The sequence below is a fragment of the Maribacter chungangensis genome (assembly GCF_042676845.1).
GTDB classification, from domain to species: Bacteria; Bacteroidota; Bacteroidia; order Flavobacteriales; family Flavobacteriaceae; genus Maribacter; species Maribacter chungangensis.
Window position 1 is genome coordinate 506,363 of sequence record NZ_JBHTHY010000014.1, and the last position, 21,186, is coordinate 527,548.

General features: G+C 39.2%; 15 protein-coding genes. 2 read left to right on the forward strand and 13 right to left on the reverse strand.

The window, feature by feature from the left end:
• Position 1: 1 nt before the first annotated feature.
• Positions 2 to 2,743: a carboxypeptidase-like regulatory domain-containing protein gene (locus ACFQZJ_RS16470; protein ID WP_379935976.1), complete on the reverse strand. Its 2,742-nt coding sequence runs from the start codon at positions 2,741 to 2,743 to the stop codon at positions 2 to 4.
• 111 nt (positions 2,744 to 2,854) lie between these two features.
• Here ACFQZJ_RS16470 and ACFQZJ_RS16475 point away from each other — a divergent pair, with 111 nt between their 5' ends.
• Complete coding sequence (locus ACFQZJ_RS16475; protein ID WP_379935977.1) at positions 2,855 to 3,907, forward strand: endonuclease/exonuclease/phosphatase family protein; 1,053 nt, start codon at positions 2,855 to 2,857, stop codon at positions 3,905 to 3,907.
• A gap of 141 nt (positions 3,908 to 4,048) precedes the next feature.
• Here the strand turns inward: ACFQZJ_RS16475 and ACFQZJ_RS16480 are convergent, their stop codons facing one another.
• From ACFQZJ_RS16480 to uvrC, 9 genes are all read right to left on the reverse strand, one after another.
• Positions 4,049 to 4,642 (reverse strand): 3-keto-disaccharide hydrolase, encoded by a 594-nt coding sequence (locus tag ACFQZJ_RS16480; RefSeq protein WP_379935978.1) that lies wholly within the window; start codon positions 4,640 to 4,642, stop codon positions 4,049 to 4,051.
• A gap of 122 nt (positions 4,643 to 4,764) precedes the next feature.
• Entirely contained in the window at positions 4,765 to 5,205 is a 441-nt protein-coding gene (locus ACFQZJ_RS16485) for a hypothetical protein (protein WP_379935979.1), read from the reverse strand.
• Between the two features lie 96 nt (positions 5,206 to 5,301).
• Positions 5,302 to 8,556, reverse strand: a complete 3,255-nt coding sequence (locus tag ACFQZJ_RS16490) for a TonB-dependent receptor (protein WP_379935980.1) — start codon at positions 8,554 to 8,556, stop codon at positions 5,302 to 5,304.
• A 173-nt stretch (positions 8,557 to 8,729) separates the two neighbouring features.
• A complete protein-coding gene (pgi, locus tag ACFQZJ_RS16495) occupies positions 8,730 to 10,376 on the reverse strand; it encodes a glucose-6-phosphate isomerase (RefSeq protein ID WP_379935981.1) in 1,647 nt (548 codons plus the stop codon).
• A gap of 1 nt (position 10,377) precedes the next feature.
• The gene (locus tag ACFQZJ_RS16500) at positions 10,378 to 11,655 is read right to left on the reverse strand and encodes a peptidoglycan DD-metalloendopeptidase family protein (protein ID WP_379935982.1); all 1,278 of its coding nucleotides are present in this window, start codon (positions 11,653 to 11,655) and stop codon (positions 10,378 to 10,380) included.
• Positions 11,655 to 12,626 (reverse strand): tryptophan 2,3-dioxygenase family protein, encoded by a 972-nt coding sequence (locus ACFQZJ_RS16505; RefSeq protein WP_379935983.1) that lies wholly within the window; start codon positions 12,624 to 12,626, stop codon positions 11,655 to 11,657. The genes ACFQZJ_RS16500 and ACFQZJ_RS16505 overlap by 1 nt, the downstream gene beginning before the upstream one ends.
• 6 nt (positions 12,627 to 12,632) lie before the next feature.
• The gene (locus ACFQZJ_RS16510) at positions 12,633 to 13,412 is read right to left on the reverse strand and encodes a DUF3108 domain-containing protein (RefSeq protein WP_379935984.1); all 780 of its coding nucleotides are present in this window, start codon (positions 13,410 to 13,412) and stop codon (positions 12,633 to 12,635) included.
• A 784-nt stretch (positions 13,413 to 14,196) separates the two neighbouring features.
• Positions 14,197 to 16,515: a patatin-like phospholipase family protein gene (locus ACFQZJ_RS16515; protein WP_379935985.1), complete on the reverse strand. Its 2,319-nt coding sequence runs from the start codon at positions 16,513 to 16,515 to the stop codon at positions 14,197 to 14,199.
• Entirely contained in the window at positions 16,493 to 18,286 is a 1,794-nt protein-coding gene (gene uvrC / locus ACFQZJ_RS16520) for an excinuclease ABC subunit UvrC (RefSeq protein WP_379935986.1), read from the reverse strand. Before uvrC ends, ACFQZJ_RS16515 begins: the two co-directional genes overlap by 23 nt.
• 588 nt (positions 18,287 to 18,874) lie before the next feature.
• Between uvrC and ACFQZJ_RS16525 the strand changes: the two genes are divergently transcribed.
• On the forward strand, positions 18,875 to 19,444 hold the full coding sequence (locus ACFQZJ_RS16525) for a 5-formyltetrahydrofolate cyclo-ligase (protein WP_379935987.1): 570 nt from the start codon (positions 18,875 to 18,877) through the stop codon (positions 19,442 to 19,444).
• Here the strand turns inward: ACFQZJ_RS16525 and ACFQZJ_RS16530 are convergent.
• The 3 genes from ACFQZJ_RS16530 to ACFQZJ_RS16540 all read right to left on the reverse strand — a co-directional run bounded on the left by ACFQZJ_RS16530 (position 19,423) and on the right by ACFQZJ_RS16540 (position 21,182).
• Positions 19,423 to 20,109, reverse strand: a complete 687-nt coding sequence (locus ACFQZJ_RS16530) for a lipoprotein signal peptidase (protein ID WP_379935988.1) — start codon at positions 20,107 to 20,109, stop codon at positions 19,423 to 19,425. The two genes, ACFQZJ_RS16525 and ACFQZJ_RS16530, sit on opposite strands and share 22 nt — an antisense overlap.
• A 31-nt stretch (positions 20,110 to 20,140) precedes the next feature.
• On the reverse strand, positions 20,141 to 20,728 hold the full coding sequence (locus ACFQZJ_RS16535) for a hypothetical protein (protein ID WP_379935989.1): 588 nt from the start codon (positions 20,726 to 20,728) through the stop codon (positions 20,141 to 20,143).
• A 70-nt stretch (positions 20,729 to 20,798) separates the two neighbouring features.
• Positions 20,799 to 21,182: a TraR/DksA family transcriptional regulator gene (locus ACFQZJ_RS16540; RefSeq protein WP_379935990.1), complete on the reverse strand. Its 384-nt coding sequence runs from the start codon at positions 21,180 to 21,182 to the stop codon at positions 20,799 to 20,801.
• Positions 21,183 to 21,186 lie beyond the last annotated feature (4 nt).

Genomic DNA, 21,186 nt, shown 5'->3' on the forward strand with positions numbered 1-21,186 from the left:
GTTAAAAACTTATAGCTAGATTAAGAAAATAAGTACGGCCAAATCCATACCAGTATTTTGGTGCGAACGTGGGCGAAGCACTAAGGTTGTCTCGTTGTAATTGTCCAAAATTACCATTTCTGCTCTGCTCGTAGCCCCCGGTTCTAAAGCGGGTATCGAATAGGTTGTTTACGCTTGCAAATACACCAATATACCTCCCGTTTTTTAGCCAAGATTTACCACCTACCATATTCAACAAATAAAAATTATCCAGTGGTTTTTGGGCTAACAACCGATCTACATTTTCTACGGTCGCATCAGGGAACTCTTGTCCGGTTTCAGGGTCTAAGTAAAAACTTTGGGTTCTGGTAATGGTAGAAATATTGGCGTAGTTATTCGCTAAATAATTAGCGGTCGCTCCTATCCACCAATATTTGGGGTCACGATATTCCATACCCAATGCTATTGCGGTTTGTGGGCCTTGCGCAAGTCTTAGTCCCTTTATTTTGGCAACACCCAGATCCTTGGAGCCGCTAACATCTATAAGTTCTTCATCGGCAGCGGCCGTATCAAAATTTATACTCACAAAGGGATCGCTTGCAAACGTATACTCACCTATGGCAGCTACTGCGGACGCTTTAACAAAAGCAGATAACTGATACTCCAAACCCAGCTCCAAACCCTTGTGCAAACGATCTAGGTCCGTTAATACCTCTTGCACAAAGTCGGACCCTAAACCACTGTTCACAAAAAAGAAATTAACGTCGGTCGTGTTTTGGAACCTTGTATAAAAGCTGCTTAGCCTACCCGTTAACTTTGGCATACGGATGTAATAATTTAAGTCTGCGGAACGCACCGTTTCTCTTTGTAGATTTGGGACTACCGTATTGGACTCCCTAGGATTTATAAAAACATTTTGTAACACAGGTGCTCTTTGTAACTGTGCGGCATTGGCAGCGACCCAATGCCGGCCCGTAATTTTATAGGATAGCCCACCCTTAATACTTAGATTAGGGAAATTCACTTTTTTACTTTTCCCTAATGAGTTTTCTAAAAAACGTTCATTTTTAAAAAAACCGTTACGTTGATAGGATGCCAAGGAATACTCCCCCGCAATAAAGCCCTTCCATGCATTGTAATCCAAGTTTAGTTGTGCAAAGCCATCTGTATATTTGACCAAAAATTCATAATTATAATTAAACTTCTCACCTTCAAATCGGTTTACCGCTGCATCGATGTTATTTTTGGTGTCCGAAAACGGATCTATGTCTGCATGAAATTCGGCACCTAACAGATCAGTTACTTCTGCGTAATTCTTTGACTGAAGGTTTTTATGGGTGAGTCCAAAATCCAAACCTAGTTTTTCATTTATCCTGTAATTTCCGTTGATACGTGCCGTTAGTTGGGTGTCGTTTATAACATCGTCATACAAGACATAGGCCGCTTTTCCATTATTGGACGGACTCCTATTTGCGGTATATATATTTTGCCAATTCCACTGCGGATTGGCCATAAAACTTGTTCGCGCCCTATCTGCACTTACAAAATTGGCACCTATGGGACTGTTGATATAAAAACTAGGCAGGTACCTATAAAAACTGGGGTCCGGGTTTGGGGCGTTGTAATACCCTACCCTACTCCTAGCGTGGCTCCCGGTCTGGAAAGCCAGACCTGCAATAAGGTTCAAGCTTTTTGAATCATGGAAATAGTTTAGTAAAACCATAGGTTCGGATATTCGACGTTCCCTGGAATTTCTGATTTTACCATCTTGTTTGCCCCAATACGGATTGTAGCGATTCCCTACCAAATCATAAACCTCTTCTGTAATAGCGGATGATCTTCCTCTTCGGTTGGTAGCCGAAAATGCGGTTAGCGACACACTATTTTTTGAATCCATCTGATACTCCAAAGCACCATAAAATGAAAAGGCATCGTATAGTGTCCCATCTATAAACCCTTCCTTGGCCCATCTTCTAGAAGCGGATATCATATATGCTAGTCCGTTTTTCTGTACGCCCGAGTTATAAGTGGCCATCAGCCGGCCCGTATAGGTCCTATTGGATGCGGACGAAGATAACCGGAATCCAGAACGTAGTCCCGAAGGTCTCAAATCTATATTGGTATTGCCCAGAATACCCCCAAAAGTGAAGGAAGAGGCCCCGAGACCGTTCGTAAATTCCTGATTTCTGATAACATCGTTTAGGCCGCCCCAGTTATTCCACTGTGGCCTACCATCAAACAACTTGTTCATGGGAATACCGTTCAACAACACATTACCATATTGGGAATCATACCCACGAACCCTGAAAAAGGCCTGTCCAAAGTCAAAGGCCGCCCTGTTCAAGAAAATATCCCGCGTCGCTTGTAGCAGGCCCAAAGAGCTACTGTTGGTTTCGTCATCCAACAGCTCCGCATCCGTCAAAGTTATAAGATTGTCCTGTTTATCAAGGGTCAGATCACTATCAAGATATATATTCCCCAGGGTTATGGCAGTACCATCAAGATAGATAGGGATTCTTTTGCTTACATAATCCAGGTATTCAATTCTTAGGATGTACGCGCCATTTAGCGAAACCTCAAGATGAAATAGTCCGGCTGTATTGGTTTGCCCAACAATCTGTTCCCCTTCCAAGGATACCTTTGCGCCATTGACAACAGATTTATCGATAGCAGTAAAAACAGTACCGGAAATAACTGTTTCAGTTTGCGCGAAAAACAAATGCGCATGCATAAAAAGTAGTATAAACAGAAGCTTTCTATACATGCTTGATGGTTAGTGTTTTATAGTGTTGGTACTACAATATATCTAAAAAAGAACGAATGTTTTAAAAGTAACCGTTTATTGCTGTATATTTTGGGTCGTAATCACCAATAAATGAAGCTTATCCTCATTGTTATTACACTAATTGCCCCCCTTTTTATTGGTACGGCCCAAACCAGTAACGAATACCAGTTACGTACTATCGCATTTTATAATCTAGAGAATCTTTTCGACACTAAAAATGACAGCCTAATTTATGATGATGACAGAACTCCAGAGGGAAAAGATGCTTGGACCGATGAGCGATATGCCCATAAATTGGCACAGCTCTCTAGGGTGATTTCTGAAATTGGCTTTGACATGAGTTCAGCTCCACCAGATATTCTGGGTGTATGCGAGGCGGAAAACAAAAAGGTACTAGAGGATTTAATCAACCACCCGTATCTAAAAAAATTTGATTATGACATTGTACATTTTGATTCTCCCGACGAGCGCGGTATAGACGTTGCACTTCTGTATAGAAAATCGGCATTTATACCTACTTCTTTTGATAGTAGAAGGCTTTTGCTCTATAAAGATAATGGCTTTCGCGACTATACCCGAGACCAGCTGGTGGTAGAAGGCATACTGGATAATGAAAGAATCTATTTTATAGTTAACCACTGGCCCTCTAGAAGTGGCGGAGAAGCACGCAGTAGGCCATTTAGAATAGCAGCTGCCAAATTGAACAAGCGTATTATCGACTCTATAAGGCGCAACAATTCCAGGGCTAAAATTATAAGTATGGGCGATTTTAACGATGACCCGATAGATGCCAGTTTCAAAAGCGTATTAGAAGTAAAAGGAAAGAAGAAACAACTGGATTCCATGAGCCTCTTTGGCCCCATGGAAAAATTGTTCAAAAAGGGTGAAGGTTCCTTAGCCTACCGAGATAAATGGAACATTTTTGATCAGATGTACATGACCTCGAATCTGGTAAGCAGTGCGGCAAGCGAGTATCGGTATTGGAAAGCAGGCATCTTCACTCCCAACTACATCATTGATCCAAAGGGAAGATATAAGGGCTACCCTTTACGCACGTATGCCGGTGGAAGCTATATTGGAGGCTTTAGCGATCATTTTCCGGTGTATGTTTATTTGGTAAGGGAAGTTAATCGCGCAGAGTAATCACCAAAGACTTGTGCGAATCAAAAGGAAGGAATTATAAAAAAACTCAAATATTCAGTTCCAAGCTCGTTTCAGAAGTGAACTTATGGCGTCTGCATCGTATTTAAAACTCGTATGTGCGTATGCCGTAACCCTCCTAATTTAATCCAAGGTCTTTATATTGATGTTTCGCCATTTCACTTTAATACCTCCACCGTCGTGGATCTGTAACAATACGGCACCTTCGCCGGCACCTATAATAGCATCATCCAGCGAAACCATCTTTGTACCATTGATCCAAGAGGTGAGTCGATCACCATCTACCTTGATCTTCATTTTGTTCCATTCGCCCATCTTTAATGCTTTATCCTTTTTTGCTTCTGGTTGTATAAGCCAATTTCTACCATAAGACTCGTAAACACCACCCGAATGCTTTCCTGGCGGTGCGATTTCTACCTGCCAACCACTAACGGTTGTTCCGTCTACTGTAGAACGGATAAAGACACCACTATTACCATCGGCTTCCTGTTTAAATTCCAATTCCAGAACAAAATTCTTATAGTGATCATTGGTTCCAAGATATCCGTATCCTTTATCCGGACCACTTTCGCACACTAAAAGGCCGTCCTCGACATACCATTTTTCGGTACCGTAAATAGTCCAACCTTCTAAGTTTTTGCCGTTGAACAGTGATTTTTTTTGCGCCGAAACATTGACTGCCAATAGCAGGCCGATCACAAGTAGACTATTTCTCATTAGTACAGGTGTTTATTATAGTTATGATAAAGTCGATATGTATAGCTAGCAAAGCCCTAATAGCCCAGAGCAACGACTTTAAATTGCTTGGTTCTGTATTGAACTGTAAATTGGTGGGTCGGTTAATTAAACCAAGTACCCCAAGGAATCCTACTTAATATGAGCAGAAGTCCCAGCCCGTAAAAAATAGCAATACTTTTGAATTTTTTATTTCCTTCCACAAATTTCTTATGACGGGACCAGCCTACCGTAATCAATACAATGGCAATGATATTGATAAAAGGATGTTCTACGGCTAAAAGGCGCGCTGCAGAAGTTAAGCCTCCCATACCAAATTCCTGTATGGCACTGAGTCCGCTTGGAGAAACAAAATAAAGAATGAGTCCTATAAGCAATTGAATATGGCAAAGGATCAAGGCAAACAGACTTAGCCTTAAATCTTTGCCCATATCAAATATTCTTTTTGATATTAGGCCCGTTAGGGCATTGGCAACTGCCAAAAGAAGAATTCCCAGTGCCGCATAAGCCAAATAGGAATGGAGCATTTGTATAGTTTCGTACATAGTTTTTTATTTAGCTGATAAAAATAGGGATTTTTAGGCATAAAAAAAGGCACTGCATAGCTGCAGTGCCTTTTAAATTAGATTCTCTTATAAAGCTTAGTTGAATATGTATCGAACCCCTACTTGTAGTCTCCAAGTAGCACCTATACTCGAGGAAGGTCTAAATGTTTCGGTCGGCAAATCACCAGTTCCAGGAACTGTATTCAACCTGTATATTGGCTCATTAGCTGCATTACGCCCTCGGTAGTTTAATAAGTTCTGTTGGAATGCAAATTGAGGTACACCCCAATCCGAATTCAACATATTACCTACATTCAAGAAATCCATAGATAATTGAAGTGTATTTTTAGTGTCCTTGGTTAACTCAATATCTTGAGTGATACGAAGATCATAGCGATTTAGCCATGGGTTTATCGCCCCATTACGCTCTGCTATCTGACCCTTATTTTCACTTAAATACTCATCCTGAGCTATATAATTGTTCAGCGCATTTACCTGAGCTTGTTCTGTTATAGTATTTCCACCAGAAGTATACTGCTCAAAATTCAACTCCGATGCATCATTAGGTATATACATTAAGCGATCGGAATTATCTCCAAAATTACCAGAATAGGTATAACTGTACCTACCATTTTCTCCTCCTTCCCAAAACAAGGAAATTACGGTACCATCTTTTTGATAACTTAAGTTACCAATAAAACGATTTGGTTGATTAAAGCCAGCAAATCCTAATTCAGGATTATTTCTATCTTCTCGCACAGTAGCCGTCCATAAGGAACCCGCCTGTGACCCACCAGCTGCGTCTAAGTCTTTCGCTCTAGAAGCTGTATAGGCAAGCATACCATAAAAGCCATTATCAAATTGCTTAGATAACTGAGCTGTAAATGAATAGGAGTAGGGATTTCTATCTGCATTAGTCAAAAGAAAAACATTTCTAAAATCTGCATCATTAGAATAGCCCCCGTCCCAATAAGGTCTTGCATCGGGACCGGCTAATACACCATCAGCTTCTCTCAATATCGGGTTGTAAACGATAGCAGTAGAAATATCTCGAGAATAAATAAAATCCATAGTACCTGTAATTCCCCAAGGCAATTGATGATCAACGCCAATATTCGTTCTCCAAACCTGTGGTAATTTAAAATCACGGTCGGATAAGTTTAATTCGTTAGATAGTGTCTGACTCGGATTAGTAGGATTACCAAAAGTGACATCTGGATTAAAAACATAATTAGGGCCAAATTCCGCTGCGACTTCGGCACCCTCAAAACCAACACCACCACGAACAACACCAGAACCATTAACCTGGTTGCTCATCCAGACAAAAGGTATACGCCCAGAGAAAATACCGGTACCTCCTCGTACTTGGGTTTTTCCTTCACCATTAACGTCCCAGTTTACACCCACCCTTGGTGACCATAGGGGTCTAACTTTTGGAAACTGGCTTACATCTGGGGTAAAACTACCACCATCACCGTCTGTAAAAGTTTTGTTTAAATTATCCAACAAGGTATTTGCTGGAATATCTGTAGTATAAAATGGAAAGTCGATTCTTAAACCACCTGTTACCTTCAAATTATCGTTTACTTGGTATTCATCTTGAAAATATACTCCAAATTGACCAAAATTAGTTTCATCAACTGGCGGCGTGGTAGACCCGTCCAAAGCAAAACTTTTGGCAAAAGCATCAGGGTATGCTCCCGGGGTTTGATTGATGACCGTTTCTACAAAACTATCATAGCTTGTGAACCTGTAGAACCCATTAAATACAGGATTAAAAGCATTTTTAAATGTCATTAATTCTAGGTTTGCACCGATTGTATATGTATGCTTGCCAGAGTAAATAGAAAAATTATTTGTTATATTAAATACATTGTTTTCTAACAAGTTCCCTACAGTAAACAATTCATTCCCTAAAGCAGTGTAGTACAATAGATTTCCAGAGTCGTCTGGCTCTAATACTTCTATAAATGGAAAAGCTTGCCCTCCCGGAACTCCTCTTTTTGGATCGCGTATGGCAGTATAACCAATATTCAATTGATTGGACATGTTATCCGATACTTTAGAATTCCATTCCCCAACAATGGATTCCACTAAGCGATCATTGGTGTAGTTGGCATTGGCAAAAGTGATCGCTTCAATGTTAGATCTACGTGTATTTCTATAGCGTGTGGGCAGAAAACGATTAGAATTCCCGTTTATACTGATATCAGCACTAGAATTAAAACGATTATATCTCAAAGAAAACTTATTGTTTTGGTTCAAGTTATAATCCAAACGTGCATTAAAACGTGTTTGCTCGGATGCAAAAGGATAATTTTCATAAGGCCCTGTTTCATAGCCGTAAAGACTACGCATACTTTCTTGGATAAAATCCAAATCAGAAGCTGGAACCCTTGAAATCAAAAGACCATCCGGTGCAAGACCTGGTCTTGATGCTTGCCTTGTAAAGCCTGGAACAGCCTCCTCCTCTTCCTCGTAACTTACGAAAAAGAAAAGCTTATCTTTAATCACAGGCCCGCCAATACTAAGCCCCTTTATATCATTCTGGGAATTACCGCGATTTAATTCTAGATTACGTAATCTATCCCCGACCATTTGCTCATTTCGATAGAAATAATATACAGATCCTTTAAAATCGTTCGTACCAGACTTGGTAATGGCATTAACCGAAGCTCCCGTAAAACCGGCCAATCGAACATCAAAAGGCGCAAGATTTACTTGTACTTCCTCAATAGCATCCAAGGATATAGGATTTGAGCCTGCAAATTGTCCTGAGCCCAAGCCAAAGTTGTTATTGTAAATATTACCATCAATCGTGTAGTTATTGAACCTACTAGAGGTACCTGCAAAGGAATTCCCATTACTCTGTGGTGTTAGCCTTGTAAAATCTTCAATACTCCTGCTTACAGTTGGCAAGGCATCAATTTTATCTCTAGATAGGTTAATAGAAGCTCCGGTTCTGTCCGGGTCAATGACGTTACCTCTTGTTGATGTAACCACAACCTCTTCCAGTTCCATCCCTTCGCTTAGAACTACTTTAAGATTGTAACTTTGACCCAGTCCTAAACTGATGCCTTCGAAGGTTCTATCTTGAAAACCTACATAAGTAACCTTAACCGAATAAGGCCCCCCTACTCTAATATTTGGCAAATAAAATCTACCATCTTCATTGGAAATAGCTCCATAAACCGATCCTGAAGGTGTGTGGGTAGCCACAATGTTGGCTCCAAAAAGGGATTCCCCAGATTGGTCTACAACGGATCCTTGCATACTTGAGGTGGTAACCCCTTGCGAGAAAGCTGTTGCCGCCATTAAAAAAGCCGCAAATGCGAAATAAATCTTTTTCATTTTTTTGAGTGTTTTGTTAGTTTTTAACTTGCTGCAAAAGTCCTGCATTTTTAAACCCCTAAGGTTAAGAGAACGTTAAATCAGCCTCGTTAAAATTAAGTTAAAAAAAACAAATACACCCCTGAATACAAAGAAGTTATCAAGAAAACTTAAAATACTATACAGATGAAAGCTTAATTCTTAAAAAATTGAAGAAGCTGCAATGTAGACCCATCATGATCAGCAATTTCCGAACCCTCGATATCCTTTAAAATGGTCCCAGCCAATTGTTTTCCTAGCTCAACGCCCCATTGGTCATAGCTAAATATGTTCCAAACCACACCCTGAACAAAGATTTTATGCTCGTACAACGCAATTAAGGCTCCAAGCGAACTGGGCGTAAGACTGTCGATCAACAAGGTGTTTGTTGGTTTATTCCCTTCAAAGACCTTAAAGGGTGCCAGTGTTTCAATTTCCTCCTCGGAACGGCCTTTATTCTTTAGCTCGGCTATAACTTCATCTATGGCCTTCCCGTTCATTAAGGCTTCGGTCTGTGCAAAAAAATTGGCCATCAACTTATTATGATGATCTGTATTCCCATGCAAGGAACGTTTAAAGCCGATAAAATCCGTAGGTATGAGCTTTGTGCCTTGATGTATCAATTGGAAAAAAGCATGTTGTGCATTTGTGCCGGGCTCCCCCCAAATTATAGTTCCGGTTTCGTATACCGTTCGGTTCCCGTTCCTATCTACACTTTTTCCGTTACTCTCCATGATCCCTTGCTGTAAATATGCCGAAAACCGACTTAAATATTGCGTGTACGGTATTATGGCCTCTGTTTCCGCTCCATAAAAATTATTGTACCAAACGCTCAAAAGGGCCATAATTACCGGGATGTTTTCTGATAGATCCGCTTCCTTAAAATGACTATCCATTTCATTGGCGCCTTTTAAGAGGTCGTTGAAGTTCTCATAACCAACCGCCAAGGCAATAGACAGACCCACCGCACTCCATAAGGAAAAACGACCTCCTACCCAATCCCACATAGGAAAAACATTATCGGCCGTAATACCGAATTCACCAATTTTCTCCGTGTTGGTGGATACCGCCGCAAAGTGTTTTGCAATATCTTCTTGTGTGGTCCCAAAATTTTCGGATAAAAACCACTTTTTGATCGTGGTGGCATTACTTAAGGTCTCCTGCGTGGTAAACGTTTTAGAAACTACTACGAACAGGGTCGTTTCAGGATTCAGTTCTTTTAGCACCTCGTTCACATGATCGCCGTCTACATTGCTTACGAAATGAACTTTTAAATGATTTTTATAAAACTTCAATGCCTCGGTCACCATAGCCGGCCCAAGATCGGAACCACCAATACCAATATTAACTACATCTGTAAATGCCTTTCCGGTAAATCCTTTTCTTTGCCCGTTAACCACTGCATCGGCAAAGCCTTTTATCCGTTGTTTTACGGCGTATACTTCTGGGACAACATTAATGCCATTTACCTTTACTATATCATTTTCTTTGGCTCTTAGCGCTGAATGCAACACCGCCCTACCTTCTGTTTCATTAATAGCATCTCCTCTAAAACTTGCAGAAATAGCCTCTTTCAACTTTACCGCATCGGCAAGCTCCAATAATAGGGACATTGTTTCTGCCGAAATGCGATTTTTAGAATAATCGAAAAAAAAGTCCTTCCAATGTACCGTGAACTTAGAAGCTCTACCAGCGTCTTCATGAAAGTGATTTTTGATTTCGTCGGATGTTGTTTTCGTATAATGCGCTGTTAATTTACCCCAAGCTTTTGTGGTTGAGGGATCGATCTTAGGTAGGGACATATTATTGGTTGAGGGTTATAAGGTTATTTTCTACGTTCTCGAAAACGGTATACTCTATACAATCCAGTTGTTCTTTCAAAGGATTTATATAGGCAACATAAGCACTTCTGAGCGAATCTGCAATAGGTTCTGCGGTAGGTAGTTTTTCACGTAAAGGATCTACCTGTTTGCCATTTTTCCAAAATCGGTAACAAACATGGGGGCCTCCGGTATTTCCGGTCATACCGACCCAACCTATAACATCGCCCTGACGCACGAATTCCCCTTTTTTTACCTTTTGTTTTTTCATGTGCAGGTATTGGGTGCTATAGGTACCGTTATGTTTTATTTTTACATACCTGCCATTACCTCCTCTTCTGGTAGATTCCGTTACCGTACCATCTGCAGTAGCAATTATCGGTGTGCCTATGGCGGCGGCATAATCGGTTCCTTTATGGGGACGCACCTTATAGCCATAATAGGCTATTCGTCTTTTAAGGTTATATCTTGATGATACCCTGTAACCGAATTTGATCGGTGCTTTTAAGAAGGTACTCCGCAGGTTGTTCGCATCCTGATCAAAATAATCCGTAATCTGTTTTAGGGAATCGGTCTCGTAGGCGAAAGCATAAATGGGTTTGCCCTTATGTTCAAAATATGCGGCTTCTATGGGCTCAAAACCTGCATAGATACTATCGTTTATATAGCGCTCTTTGTAAAGTATTTTGAACTTATCCCCTTTTTCAAGGCTGAAAAAATCAATGGTCCAGGCATAAATTTCCGATAAGGATATGGTTACCGCGTAATCTACGCCAAGGGTATCCAAGGATTCGGATAAATTGTTCTCAATCATCCCTGCTATTTCCCTTTGTACATATCTTATTTTTTTTCTACTTGTGTACGCATTTACCGTATCCCTTAAATCTACTACGGTGTAATTTATTCTATCATTTTCATAAATAAAGAATTGTGTAGTCTCCGTGGTGTCCTTTGATTTTAGGATAACATAGGGCTTTCCGACTTTTACACGCTTTACATCGAAAGTATCCTTGAACTCCTCCGCTATTTTAATGATTTTAGGATAATCTACCTCATGGGCTATCATTAATTCCCCAAAGCTATCCCCTCTGCGAATGGTATCACGGACCACCTTAAAATCCTCTAAATTAAAACCATAAGTTTTAATAACAGGTTTTTCTATAATAGGTATCTGTGCTATTTCCTTAGTTTCTAGTTCTTTTTCCGTTTTACACGAAAAAAGCATGGTAAGTGCCAATAAAGTGCCCCAAAATTTCTGCATTACTTTAAATTACTTTTTTCTGGGTTAAAGATATGGTCTACCCATTGTTTACCCCACTCATTTAACTCCTTATTTGTATATAATGATGGGAAAAAGATCACTTTTTGGAAACTTGGCGGCAAATAGTCTTTCCAGTTGGTTCCGCCCGTGGCTTCTATGCTGCTTCCTTCCTTCCCAAGATAGCGATGTGCGGACCCCATGTGCATTAAGGGCCAGTTAACGTTGGCGTTCAGATCCATCGCTTTTAACGCCTCCTTTAGCTCCTTATCTTCTCGGTTCATCTTAGGCAAAGCCAAGTACTTTGTATAGATATTGGCATCCTTCATTTGCCTTGCAATACGTATCAACCTTGGTGTATACCTGTACTCAAATTGTTTCAGGGTCAAGGTTTTCTCACCCGTAGCAGCGTCGGTAGCTCCCTTTTTCCAATATATGTTCTCGTACAATTCTTCTACCGTGTTTTCCGATGAAAAAGAATCCCGTTTGGTGTGGTGCACCAAATGTTCCATTCCTGTTGCGTAAATCTCGATCATTCTGTATTGTGCAGACTGAAATCCACTAGCAGGCAACAATGCCATACGGTATTGAAGAAATTGCTCTCGCTCCATACCCTTTATCATAATGCCAAAAGACGAAATAAGGGCCTTGTAATAACTATTGATACGCCTAACCTTTTCTATAAAAAACGCTAGTTTTTGAGACTTATCGTCTACCAACTGTTTCTGCTCGTGAAGAATGAGTTTAAAGTACAATTCGGTTATCTGATGGTACATGATAAAAATTTCCTCATCCGGAAAATGGGTGCGCGGCACTTGAAGGCTTAACAAGGTATCTAAATGGATATAGTCCCAATAGGTGAGGTAGCGCTGGTAAAGGAGACCGTCCAGATAAGAGCTTAAATCCTGACCCGAATCCTTGTATTTGTCGGCAAGCTTATCAATTTGGGACTGAATTCGCTCTTTATCTTCCATTTTTAATTAATCCATTATTATCTTAAACTGATGCTTAAGACCGTTATAGCCATCCAAATCCGCTTTAATGGCTCCTACCGCCAAATCTGCCTTGATTCTTATCGGAATTTTGTTTTGGTCATTGGACACCCAAAGAGATAAGCTTTCTTCTTCTTTAAACACTCTGCCAGACTGCACCAAAGGTCTAAACTTATGGCATTCTACCTTACCAAACTTTGTTCTTAGGACTTCCTTTCCTAGATATTTTAATTTAAAATTAAAAACACCGTCATCATCGTATAGCAATTTCATTCCTATACTTTCCCCTTTCACCAAGTCTTTGGCATCATAATTATTTCGTAAATAATAAAAGGCCGAAATTAAATCATGTATCCCGTCTTGAATATCAAAATTAAACTTTTTCTTGTTTTTCTTATCATTTAGAACGGCTTTGTCTTCTTCGTAGTCAAAATTGATTTCTACATCTTTGGTGTATCCCCCTTCATCTATTTTTCTAATAAAGCGGTACGGCCTGCCATTTTCCTTATCAAAATAACTTTCATAATTATCGTCTACCTTAAAAAATAGGCTGGCAAAGCCCGTGGTTTCACCATGGCCCACCACATGGTATACGTTCTTATCGTTGATCTTGGCATTTTTTACATGAAGGGTCGCATAACTTGCGTTCAGAAAAGCATAATGCATCCTAAACTTTAACCATTCACCTGCTTGGAACGCAGGTTTGGTTTCTTGTGCAGATGTGCCCAAGAATGCAATTAGAAAAACAAACAGGAAAAATCTTCTCATAAACGGTATTTTACGCTAAAGTATCAGCAAGACGGTTTACCCTACATCGCTACAACATTAATGTAAACAAATTTTATTCCAAAGTATTGTATAAAAAAAGCCCGGCTTAAAAACCGGGCTTTTCCTAAATAACCAACCAAACTTTAAATTATGAAAAACCAATACTTAAAGTTGTAAGGGAACCACCCCTTACTGATGTAAAATTAAGTCATAACTAACTAATCATAATTGGCTTTAACGTACTTTAACGCTTACCTTAACACTAATTAATAATTCTCGATATATATTATGAATTTCTTAAGAAAAAAAGGGAATCATTGTAAACAAAACCTCCCTTAAAAGCACACGGGGCAACCCAAAATAAAGATGTATTGTTTAAACCAAAAATATGCAATGGAAATGCTATTGGAGCTCCGAGCTACTTCCAATACTACCGCTGCGCTACTTTTTTCGATTTCACCTTAGCAATGCTATGCTGAAATCGATGCAACCCCCGTATTTATTATATCTCGAAGCTTCTCAACGAAGTTCCAATATATAATACCAATATAACTTCTAGATGTCGCATAAAACAAGTTTCTTTTTTACTCATTTGTCGTCATAAAATAGAACCATAGCTAATGCTATGCTTAGATTTCATTCCTAAACCGAGAAAAAATAATTCAAATTTTCAATACGACATTCAAAACTTAAATTGGTATAATTCATGTTAAAACGGACGGCACCGGAAATAATGCCATCGCAGCACCTATTCATTGAGCTGATTCAATGTTTCGATTTCATATTAAAACCAATACCCGATACTAAAGAAAACGTTGGAACGATTTAGCTCAGGAGACCAAGAATACATAAATTGAACAGGACCCAAAAAAGATTCCCAACCATAACCAAGGCCATAACCAGAAAAACTAGGGGCGGTAAACCATTCGCCGGTCCTAAAAAGGTCATCGTCTACATTGGCAAAATTTGCCGCACCCAAAAAATGATGTTTTGGCGTAAATTCGTAATCCAGCCTACCGTAGGCCTTTACGTAACTGTTTCCGGGCAAACTTAAGAAATCATAGCCATAAAACGGAACAAAGTTGTTTATTAGCGTTGTGCCAAAACCTCCTAGCACAAAATCAAAAGACGTTACATTCGAAGTCCCTAATTTAAAACCACCTTCGGTCTCCAGGTTCAGCGACAGGTTTTCAAGGATAGAAAAAGCTCCGCCCATTCGTGCCTTGGAAACGGAAAAATCCTTAAAGTTGCCATTAAAATCGGAAGAGAAAAGGTAATAGTGGAAATCTCCATTAAAAAACAATCCACTAGAAGGAAAATATTTATCGTCATACGTATCTAGCTTTAACCCTCCAAAAACACTGTAAAAATTACTTTTCTCAAAAAAGGTCCTTCCTTTTGAATCGTTTACCGGAACAATGGTAGGTGTATCCAAATTATTTGCATCGGACAAATCACCTAATGTTCTTGTACTGTATTTTAAAAACTTATGTTCTGCTCCCAAAGTAAAAGCAAATTCTTCCCTTAGCACCGTTTGTACGTAGACTTGATTGGTAAAATCGACTACATCCAAATTTATATTGTTAACGTTTAGCACAGAAGGAACCTCAAAATTATTGGCTATAATATCAAAAGCAATTTCCTGTTCAAAATCGTTATATCTGGAGTTAATTCCAAAGCTCCAGTAGCTGCCCTTATCTATATAATACTCAAAGTTATACCTTGGGTTATCTCCCAAGATAAAATCTATAGATGCCCTATCGTCCCTTACCAGTAAATTTTTCTTGGTAAAATTCAAGATAGCGGCACTCTTGTAAAGATCGTCATAATGGGCTCCCACCCTAAAGAAAGCAGAATTTGTTGATTCATCCAAACGTAAAATTAAATCGTCTCCTATACCATTGGAAACCAATTTATAGCGGTTAGTTTTAAAGTTACCCGTTGCACTAAGGTTGCCCATTCCTTGTTTTAGTTTATTGAACGTTATGGGTGTTCCCAATTTAAAACGAAGCTTTCCTTTTACATAACCTCTGGTATGAACCGTATCTCCACTGATCATAAGTCTATTTACCGTAATAGAATCGGTTGGTTTAAACGGTACCACAACCGGTGTCGGCTTTGAAATACCAGATGACAACTGCCGTAATTCATTGTACTTCGCTATTGCCGCCAGTTCTCCGGTCTTTACAATTTCATTACCCTTGTTAAATTCTATAACCGTATATTTTTCGATTTTTGGTTTGATATATATATCGGTGTCGGCAGCTTTTTGTACCATATCGGCCACACTTTGGAAATTATTTATCTGTAAAAGGATCTCGGTTGCGGAGCCTAAGGACTCCCTGTCCGAAAGACCATGCTGTACATCTACCCCAATAATTATATCGGCACCCATGGCCCTTACCTTGTCTATGGGGTAATTATTGACCACACCGCCATCTATTAACACTTTCCCATCTATTGTTACAGGCTCAAAAAGCGAGGGAAACGTACCGCTTGCCATAATTACTTCGGGCAAATATCCAGAATTGAATACGACTTCTTTTCCTGTTTCAATATCCGTGGCAATACAAACAAAAGGTATCGGTAATTTAGAGAAATCCTCAATATCCCTAACATGGTATAACATACGTACCATCTCGTTATAGATATTCTGGCCACCAGAATATGCAGGGGGCACCGAAACTTTAAACCCATCAAAGGGGAGTGTTAAAGCGTACCGTTCAGAATCTTCCTTTTCATAAAATGTTTTGGCACTTCTGGGAAGGTTATCTTGGATGAGCTTGCTAAAATCAGTGGCCCTGAACATAGAGTCCAGTTGGTCTGCATTATAACCAGAGGCATATAAGGCTCCAATAATTGCGCCCATACTCGTACCTCCTATATAGTCTATTTTAACTCCGGCTTCCTCTATGACCTTTAGTGCCCCGATATGCGCCAAGCCCTTTGCGCCACCACCGCTTAGGACAAGACCTATTTTTTTATTGGACGTACCAATAGTGTCCTGCGCACCTGCTGCACAAGTAAAGCAAAGTGCAAATAGAAACAAAGCCCTTACCAATGTGCCCAACCCATTGGTACTATGTTTTATTGAAGGATTCATATATTTTCTTTGCTTTTGAATCTCCAACTACCTCCTTAAGGTTTTCTATGGTAGCTTCCTTTATTCTTTTAACAGATTTAAAACGTTTTAAAAGTTCCTTTGCCGTTTTTTCCCCCACACCGTTAATTCCTTCCAGTTCCGAACTTATGGCCGTTTTGCTTCTTTTGTTCCTATGAAGGGTAATTCCAAAGCGGTGTGCCTCGTTTCTCAATTGCTGTATAATCTTTAAACTTTCAGATTTTTTATCCAAATATAAAGGAATGGGGTCTTCTGGAAAATAGATTTCTTCCAGCCTTTTAGCAATACCAATGATTGCGATTTTACCGCGTAGTCCCAAGATATCCAGACTTTTTAACGCAGAGGACAACTGGCCTTTGCCCCCATCTATTACGATAAGTTGTGGCAATGGTGCTTCTTCTTCCAACAAACGTTTATATCTCCTAAACACTACCTCTTCCATTGAAGCAAAATCATCCGGACCATCGACCGTTTTTATGTTATAATGTCTATACTCCTTTTTAGAAGGTTTGCCATCCTTGAAAACAACACATGCGGCCACAGGATGCGTTCCTTGGATATTACTATTATCAAAACACTCTATATGCCTTGGTTCCGCGGAAAGCCGCAAATCTTTTTGCATCTGCACCATTATCCTTTTGGTGTGCCTATCCGGATCAATAATTTTAATCTGATTAAAACGCTCCTGCCTAAAAAATTTAGCGTTTCGTTCGGACATTTCCAAAATGCGCTTTTTGTCTCCCAATTTGGGGATGGAAACCAAAAGACCTTCTGGAACGGACACTCTAAACGGTACATAAATCTCTTTGGATTGCGATTTAAAACGCTGTCTTATTTCTACTATCGACAATTGAAGCAGTTCCTCATCCGTTTCCGATAATTTCTTTTTTAGTTCCATGGTATGTGATCTTACTATAGAACCATGGGAGAGCTGAAGGAAATTTACGTAGGCAAAGGCCTCATCGGAAATTATGGAGAATACATCTACATTACTGATCTTTGGATTTACCACGGTAGATTTTACCTGATAATTCTCCAAAACATCAATTTTCTCCTTTATTTCCTGTGCCTCCTCAAACCGCATTTCGCCGGCCAATTGTTTCATTTGCCCTTTAAAATACTGTAGGGACGACTTAAAATTTCCTTTTACAATATCCCTTATATCCGCTATCTGGCGATCATACTCTTCACTGGATTGCAAGTCTTCACAAGGCCCTTTGCAGTTGCCTAAATGATACTCCAAACATACCTTGTATTTCCCGTTCTTAATTTTCTCCCTAGAAAGGTCATAATTACAGGTACGTAAAGGGTAAACACTTTTTATAAGGTCCAACAGGGTCCTGACCGTCTTCATACTGGTGTACGGGCCAAAATATTCGGAACCATCCTTGATTACCCTACGTGTAGGAAAAAGCCTTGGAAACCGCTCATTTTTCAAACAGATCCACGGATAGGACTTATCATCTTTCAACAATACGTTGTATCGCGGCCTATATTCCTTTATTAGGTTATTCTCCAAAAGAAGGGCATCGGATTCCGTAGGCACAACAATATGTTTTATCTTATCGATTTTTTTTACTAAAACCCTGGTTTTTCCATACTCGTGGTTTTTGGTAAAATAAGAAGAAACCCTTTTTTTTAGGTTCTTTGCCTTGCCAACATATAGGATAACATCATTTGAATCATAAAATTGATAAACACCCGGACCTGTGGGCAATGCACTTAATTGAATTTCAATAGGGATTTGAGACATGATGTGTACCGATCTGTATTTAAACAATAATATTGCTCAAATTACCTTCTTTTTATAAAATGAGTATAGCTTTTACAGAATTTAACGTACCGAAGCCCAATTTTCCCTTAACGCACTTTTTTTAATTTTCAACTTCAAGAAACAACATTAAAAAAGACAAAGACCCTGTTGCCAACTTCTCTCTTTTGACTTATTATATTAAAGTAAACGTAAAAAAGGAGGTCAATTTTTATCAAGTTCTTAAACCGTTGACATAGTGCCGTCATCTCACCTTTTTATAGAAATATAGCCTTTAAATCACAACTTATTGATTATCAATATATTAAATTTAAAACATACTTATTATTATTCGTGCAAGTGTTAATTTTTTACAAAAAATGTGCATTTAATCGATAAAAAACGACACTTAAAGGATAATTGATAAATATTTTTCCTACATTTAGCATCAACAAAAATCCCTCGGACATGGAAAGCTATATTATCACCTTAGGCACATATCTAATATTAATGCTTTTCTTTAAAGTATTTTTTGCGGTTGCAGGGAAGGAGTAATACGCTTTTATTACCGGTATCATTAGTTCTCCAACCATGTTGAAGAAAACCTTACGTACTAAATATACCTTACAACGAGATTCACTTACAGCAGCCAAACGCAATTCCGATAGCATTTCTATTGCCAACCAACTTCTTTCATTACCTATTTGGCAATTTGATTATTACCACCTGTTTTTATCCATAACTAAGAAAAAAGAAATAAACACTTCTGCCATACTTTCTATTTTGCAAGGTAAGGACAAGCATGTTGTAGTCCCAAAGGTTATTGGAACCGAAGATCTACAACACTTTCTATTAACCGATAGCACTAAATTTACCCTCAGCAGTTGGGATGTTCCGGAACCTTTAAACGGTATAACTATTTCCCCAACAAAGCTTGATGTGGTTTTCGTTCCCTTACTTGCCTTTGATACTAATGGTAACCGTGTGGGATACGGAAAAGGTTTTTATGATGGCTTTTTATCCCAGTGCCGCAATGATGTTATAAAAGTTGGGCTTTCTTTTTTTGAGGCCGAAGAAAAAATAACGGATGTCCACGATGCAGATGTAAAACTGGACTACTGCGTAACACCAAATACTGTTTATTCCTTTGGTGTTTCTTGAGGTACCGGGTCTGTCAAACTTGCTTCTTCTACCATATCCTCCTTTATTTCTTCATCTTCCTTAAATGCCCTCTTATTAAAGACCAATAAAATACCTACTCCTGTGCTTATAGCTGTATCGGCAATATTAAATACAGGTTCAAAAAACCTGAAGTTACTTCCGCCCAAATATGGCAACCACTCGGGCCAAGTGGTGTCTATCAAAGGAAAATACAGCATATCTACTACTTTTCCGTAAAAAAGGCCGCCATAAGGTTCATCTGAAAACAGGGTTGCTATCTCATTATAACTTTCGTTAAATATCATCCCATAAAATACAGAATCGATAATGTTACCTAGCGCTCCTGCAAAGATCAACGATACAGCTATTATCAATGTCCTAGATGTATTTTTACGGATTACATCATATAACCAATAGCCGATCCCGCCTATTGCGAACAGCCTAAAAATTGTGAGAATCAGCTTTCCTGCTTTATCGGAAATAGGAAAAATATCACTGAGCTTTGCACCCCACGCAGCACCCTCGTTTTCTATAAAAAGAATTTTGAACCAATTAAAAACATCGATGGACTCACCTAGCACAAAATTCGTTTTGATATAGATTTTACTCCATTGATCTACCACAAGAATCGATAAAATAAGGAGGGCGGACTTTTTTAAACTCATATAATTGTAATAAAGGGCAAAAATAGAAATATTATTTGGGTTTCTTTAGCTCAATATTACCCGTCACCGTAGATAAATTATAACGATTCGCGCCTTTTGGAAGAACCATTTTATTTACCAGACCATATTTACTGGAGGCAGCTATACTGCCACTTTTGGCTTTCATAGTAATGTTACCGCTTTGTGTACTGACCCTAACGTTACGGCCTACCTGGTCCAACTCACAACTCCCGTCTGCCAACACAATGTTCATATCTTCATAATCACCCTGCGCTACGACCCTGGCGTTAGTACCGTATAATTGAACATTCTTCCATTTTGGCAGGAGTATATGCAAAGCAATAGAAACTACTTTATGTGCGCTTAGTTTATCGTTGGGGTTAATAAATGTATCCTTAAAACCGGCATTTATCTCCAAAGTACGGCCATTTTCGTAGACCTTAAGATCCAGGTCCTTCGTATACTCACCTTCCAAGCGTGCCGTCACAACTATATAATCCGTGTCGCCAGTTTCGATTTTTACCTCAAAACAATTAGCGGCATCTATTTGCAGTAAGGAAACGGACCTAGCATCAATAGTTCTTTCTAACTGTTTCTGGGCCAGACCGGAAATTCCCATAAACCATACTATTAAAAATGACAATACTCTCAAGGCCTATACTTAAAAAACGCCCCTAAAGGCGTTTTTGTTACGATTGCATGTTCTTTGCTTCTATACTCAATGTAGCATGGGGAACCAGTTTTAAGCGCTCCTTGTTAATGAGTTTTCCTGTTACCCTACAAATACCGTAGGTCTTATTCTCAATGCGTAACAGTGCGTTTTTAAGATCCCTAATAAATTTTTCCTGACGTATGGCCAATTGGGTATTTGCCTCTTTACTCATGGTCTGCGAGCCTTCCTCAAACGCCTTAAAGGTAGGTGAGGTATCATCAGTACCATTATTGCCATCGTTCATATAGGAACTTTTAAGCAACTCCAAATGTCCGTTCGCTTTTACGATCTTCTCTTCGATAAGTTTTTTGAACTCGGCCAAATCCTTATCGGGAAATCTTATATTTAAATCCTGTCCCATTTTT

Bases quoted from the DNA above. Each gene is read 5' to 3' on its own strand.
- ACFQZJ_RS16470 (WP_379935976.1), bottom strand. From the start codon at position 2,743: ATGTATAGAAAGCTTCTGTTTATACTACTTTTTATGCATGCGCATTTG.
- ACFQZJ_RS16475 (WP_379935977.1), top strand. From the start codon at position 2,855: ATGAAGCTTATCCTCATTGTTATTACACTAATTGCCCCCCTTTTTATT.
- ACFQZJ_RS16480 (WP_379935978.1), bottom strand. From the start codon at position 4,642: ATGAGAAATAGTCTACTTGTGATCGGCCTGCTATTGGCAGTCAATGTT.
- ACFQZJ_RS16485 (WP_379935979.1), bottom strand. From the start codon at position 5,205: ATGTACGAAACTATACAAATGCTCCATTCCTATTTGGCTTATGCGGCA.
- ACFQZJ_RS16490 (WP_379935980.1), bottom strand. From the start codon at position 8,556: ATGAAAAAGATTTATTTCGCATTTGCGGCTTTTTTAATGGCGGCAACA.
- pgi (WP_379935981.1), bottom strand. From the start codon at position 10,376: ATGTCCCTACCTAAGATCGATCCCTCAACCACAAAAGCTTGGGGTAAA.
- ACFQZJ_RS16500 (WP_379935982.1), bottom strand. From the start codon at position 11,655: ATGCAGAAATTTTGGGGCACTTTATTGGCACTTACCATGCTTTTTTCG.
- ACFQZJ_RS16505 (WP_379935983.1), bottom strand. From the start codon at position 12,626: ATGGAAGATAAAGAGCGAATTCAGTCCCAAATTGATAAGCTTGCCGAC.
- ACFQZJ_RS16510 (WP_379935984.1), bottom strand. From the start codon at position 13,412: ATGAGAAGATTTTTCCTGTTTGTTTTTCTAATTGCATTCTTGGGCACA.
- ACFQZJ_RS16515 (WP_379935985.1), bottom strand. From the start codon at position 16,515: ATGAATCCTTCAATAAAACATAGTACCAATGGGTTGGGCACATTGGTA.
- uvrC (WP_379935986.1), bottom strand. From the start codon at position 18,286: ATGTCTCAAATCCCTATTGAAATTCAATTAAGTGCATTGCCCACAGGT.
- ACFQZJ_RS16525 (WP_379935987.1), top strand. From the start codon at position 18,875: ATGTTGAAGAAAACCTTACGTACTAAATATACCTTACAACGAGATTCA.
- ACFQZJ_RS16530 (WP_379935988.1), bottom strand. From the start codon at position 20,109: ATGAGTTTAAAAAAGTCCGCCCTCCTTATTTTATCGATTCTTGTGGTA.
- ACFQZJ_RS16535 (WP_379935989.1), bottom strand. From the start codon at position 20,728: ATGGGAATTTCCGGTCTGGCCCAGAAACAGTTAGAAAGAACTATTGAT.
- ACFQZJ_RS16540 (WP_379935990.1), bottom strand. From the start codon at position 21,182: ATGGGACAGGATTTAAATATAAGATTTCCCGATAAGGATTTGGCCGAG.